At 64.0% G+C, this 4,154-nt stretch carries 3 protein-coding genes and 1 pseudogene; 3 read left to right on the forward strand and 1 reads right to left on the reverse strand.

All coding sequences use genetic code 11. From position 1 onward, the window contains the following. Positions 1 to 263: pseudogene (locus Q8M82_RS12405) on the forward strand (hypothetical protein); the annotation flags it as partial. Positions 264 to 412: 149 nt separating this feature from the next. Next, entirely contained in the window at positions 413 to 2,674 is a 2,262-nt protein-coding gene (locus Q8M82_RS12410; RefSeq protein ID WP_371126331.1) for a heavy metal translocating P-type ATPase, read from the forward strand. A 121-nt stretch (positions 2,675 to 2,795) separates the two neighbouring features. On the opposite strand, the gene Q8M82_RS12415 is transcribed toward Q8M82_RS12410, so the two are convergent. Then, on the reverse strand, positions 2,796 to 3,068 hold the full coding sequence (locus Q8M82_RS12415) for a heavy-metal-associated domain-containing protein (protein ID WP_305691659.1): 273 nt from the start codon (positions 3,066 to 3,068) through the stop codon (positions 2,796 to 2,798). A 272-nt stretch (positions 3,069 to 3,340) separates the two neighbouring features. Between Q8M82_RS12415 and Q8M82_RS12420 the strand changes: the two genes are divergently transcribed. Beyond that, on the forward strand, positions 3,341 to 4,154 hold an 814-nt coding region (locus tag Q8M82_RS12420), incomplete at its 3' end, for a heavy metal translocating P-type ATPase (protein WP_305691660.1).

The raw sequence follows: 4,154 nt of genomic DNA on the forward strand, positions 1-4,154 counted from the left end.
CAAACCGCTTCTGGCCGACTGCTGCGGCGGCGCTGATGGGCGGCTTCGCCTATACCGGCTTCAGCGAATGGCTCAACACCGTGCTTCGGACCTCATGGTCTTATTCCGAATGGATGCCTGTCCTCCACCTATTCGGCTTTCGGTTGGGCATCTCACCCATGCTGCAAATCCCAGATCACGCGCCGCCTGACGATCCAAGGTGCGTGAGACCGTCTTCGAAAAGGGCCCGAACTTCCGGCCGCCCAACCGGACAACCGAATTGAGGCTCGCCATGAATGCCGACCACGTTGCTGCCACGGAGCCGAACACCGCATCTTCGTCGGGGCCTGCGCCAAGCGCGTTGGCGACAAGCCAAGGCCACGGCACCTCACGCCCGCAGCCGGTACCTGATGAGAAGGACCCAGTCTGCGGCATGACGGTCGATTCCGCGACGACGGCTCATCATGCCGAGTTCGAGGGCAAGCCATATCACTTCTGCTCTTCGGGCTGCCGGACGAAATTCGTCGCGGAACCCCTGAAATACCTCGCGACAGCACCAGCCAAGACGACAGCGGCTTCGGAGGGAGAGATCTATACCTGTCCGATGCATCCCCAGATCCGGCAGGTGGGCCCCGGTCAATGCCCGATCTGCGGCATGGCGCTCGAGCCGGTCGTCGTCAGCGCCGAAGCCAAGCCCAACGCCGAGCTCATCGATATGACGCGCCGGTTCTGGATCGGGCTGGTTCTGGCGGCACCTGTCTTCGCAATCGAGATGGGAGGGCACCTGACCGGGCTTGATCACCTGATACCCCGCAACCTGTCCAACTGGATCCAGTTTGCTCTGGCGACGCCTGTCGTACTCTGGGCCGGGTGGCCGTTCTTCGAGCGCGGCTGGCAGTCGATCATGACCCGCAACCTCAACATGTTCACGTTGATTGCCATGGGCACGGGCGTGGCTTGGATCTACAGCGTGGTTGCAACGCTCGCACCCGGCATTTTCCCGCAGGCGTTCCGCAGCCAGGACGGCTCGGTCGCGGTCTATTTCGAGGCCGCTGCCGTGATCACCGTCCTCGTCCTCCTCGGACAGGTCCTGGAACTGCGTGCCCGCGAGAGCACCAGCGGAGCGATCCGGGCTCTGCTCGACCTCGCCCCTAAGACCGCCCGCCGCATCCTCGACGACGGCCGCGAGGAGGAGGTCACGCTTGATGCCGTCGCTGTCGGGCATCGCCTGCGTGTCCGGCCCGGCGAGAAAGTACCGGTCGATGGCGACGTCGTAGAAGGGCGAAGCTCCATTGATGAATCGATGGTCACCGGCGAGTCGATGCCGACCACGAAAACCGTCGGCGATCAGGTGATCGGCGGCACGATGAACCAGTCGGGCAGCCTGATCATCGAGGCGAGGCGCGTCGGTCATGAAAGCATGCTGGCGCAGATCGTTCAGCTCGTCGCGAAGGCGCAGCGCAGCCGCGCGCCGATTCAGCGCCTCGCCGATCAGGTTGCGGGGTACTTCGTACCCGTCGTCATCGCGATGGCTTTACTCGCCTTTGGAGCCTGGGCGATCTGGGGGCCCGAGCCACGCCTGGCCTTCGGGCTCGTCGCGGCCGTCTCGGTCCTCATCATCGCCTGCCCCTGCGCATTGGGGCTGGCAACGCCGATGTCCATCATGGTCGGCGTGGGGCGCGGTGCCGAGGTCGGCGTCCTCATCAAGAACGCCGAAGCGCTGGAGCGTATGGAGAAGGTCGATACACTTGTGGTCGACAAGACGGGCACGCTCACCGAGGGCAAACCGGCTGTTACCGCGATCGTCGCCTCCGAGGGCTTCGAAGAGACAGAGATCCTCAGGCTGGCCGCCAGCGTCGAGAAGGCCAGCGAACATCCGCTGGCGGTCGCGATCGTGGCGGCAGCCGCCACCCGCAATATCGGAACCTCCGTCGTTACGGAGTTCGACTCCCCGACTGGTAAAGGCGCGCTGGGTACGGTCGATGGCCGGAAAGTGGTTCTCGGCAACGCAGCTTTCATGGCCGAGCACGACGTCGATGTCGCGCGCCTCGCGACGGCCGCCGACGACCTCCGACGCGAGGGCGCGACCGCGATCTTCGTCGGCATTAACGGTCAAGTCGCAGGCACGATCGCCATCGCCGATCCGGTCAAGGAATCGACCCCTTCGGCCCTGGCGGCGCTGAAGAAAGAAGGCATCCGGGTCGTCATGCTGACCGGTGACAACAGGACCACGGCGGAAGCCGTGGCGCGGCGGCTCGGCATCACCGAGATCGAAGCTGATGTCTTGCCAGAGCAGAAAAGCGCCGTCGTGGAAAAGTTCAAGCGCGAGGGGCGGGTCGTCGCGATGGCGGGCGATGGCGTTAACGACGCGCCTGCGCTGGCGGCGGCCGATGTCGGGATCGCCATGGGCTCGGGCACCGACGTGGCCATCGAAAGTGCGGGCCTGACGCTACTCAAGGGGGATCTGAACGGGATCGTGCGGGCACGGAGACTGTCGGAGGCGACGATGAGCAATATCCGCCAGAACCTGTTCTTCGCCTTCGTCTACAACGCAGCTGGTATCCCGATTGCGGCCGGCGTGCTTTATCCGATCTTCGGCATCCTGCTCTCGCCGATCATCGCCGCAGCGGCCATGGCACTGTCGTCCGTCAGCGTCATCGCCAACGCGATCAGGCTGCGGACTATTCGCCTGTAGACCTGACTGGGCGCATCCCGCTCCGAGTGGCCAATTCTTCCATCGGGGTACTGGCCACGCTCGTTTGTACAAGCGTGGCCAGAATGTTGATCTTCCCTGCCGCTTTGCCCTTGGCGCTCGGTCAGGCAGCCACGGGAGACGCGCTGGGCGTATAACCTGCCTTGGTCACGATCGCTCTGAGCGCAGCGAAGTCTGCAACGCCTGTCACGCTCACGACCTTAGAGGCGGGATCCGCGTTGACTGTGGTGCCGGGCACGGTCGTCTCGATCGCCTTCTTGATCGTGTCGGCACAGTGCCCGCAGGTCATGTCGTCGACCCAAAACTGCAATCCGGGCTGCGAGTGGGTTGGGGCGGTCTCTGAAGTGGTGTTCGTACTTTTTTGGCAAGAGCACATGGCTGAAGCCTCCTGTTGAAGTGCGGGTGAAAGGAGGCTGCACCTTACCACAGTGGTAAGGTCAAGAGTAATTTTGACCTCTTTCCGGAGCGCCCAAAATCTTCAGCCGATGTCGCCGATAGCGCTTGACCTTACCATGATGGTAAGCTGCATATCATCTGCCGTCACAGCTCGGAGAGCCCATTATGTCGCTTGCAACGATGGCCAGAAGTACAACCGCGCCCCCTACACATTTCGATGTTCCTGTCGAAGGCATGACCTGCGCCTCATGCGTGGGCCGCGTCGAGCGGGCGGTCCTTGCGGTGGAGGGCGTTGACAGCGTCTCGGTGAACTTGGCGACGCAGCGGGCCCACGTCGGCGTCCGCTCTGGGAAAGTCGATACCGCGGCTATCGATTTGGCCATCCGCAAGGCAGGCTACGAGCCGAGGGAGACCATCGTCGTACTGAGTACTTCGGGGATGACCTGCGCCTCCTGTGTGGGACGCGTCGAGCGCGCACTCGAGGCAGTGCCGGGAGTTCTCGGAGCCACGGTCAATCTGGCGACTGGGCGGGCCTCTGTGCGCGTGCTGGGCGGCTCGGAAATGACATCAGAACTCGTCAAGGCGGTTGCCGCCGCCGGCTATGACGCCGAACAGGCCGGAGACGCGGTGGACACCTCCGACCGCGAGCGTCGGGCGCGCGACGCCGAGCTGTCGGAACTGCGCCGTGACGTCACGATCGCGGCCATCGCGACCCTGCCGCTGCTCGTCTTCGAGATGGGCATGCACATGTCCGAGGCGCTGCATCATTTTCTTGCCGGCTGGGTCGGCGAGTTCAACATCAAGGTGCTTTCGTTCCTGCTCGCCGGCTTCGTGATCGCGGTGCCTGGCCAGCGCTTCATTCGGAAGGGGTGGCCCGCGCTGATGCGCGGCGCGCCAGACATGAACTCGCTCGTCGCGCTCGGCACGACCGCCGCCTTCGTCTACTCCAGCGTCGCGACGTTCATGCCCGGCCTGCTGCCGGATGGCACCAATTACACCTATTTCGAGGCCGCCGCGGTAATCGTCACGCTGATCCTGATGGGGCGTTGGCTCGAAGCGCGCGCCA

Origin of the sequence: Allobosea sp., assembly GCF_030694325.1 — a bacterium.
Lineage (GTDB): Bacteria > Pseudomonadota > Alphaproteobacteria > Rhizobiales > Beijerinckiaceae > Allobosea.

Coding starts and splice junctions, on each gene's coding strand:
- Q8M82_RS12410 (WP_371126331.1), top strand. CDS start 413: ATGACGGTCGATTCCGCGACGACGGCTCATCATGCCGAGTTCGAGGGC.
- Q8M82_RS12415 (WP_305691659.1), bottom strand. CDS start 3,068: ATGTGCTCTTGCCAAAAAAGTACGAACACCACTTCAGAGACCGCCCCA.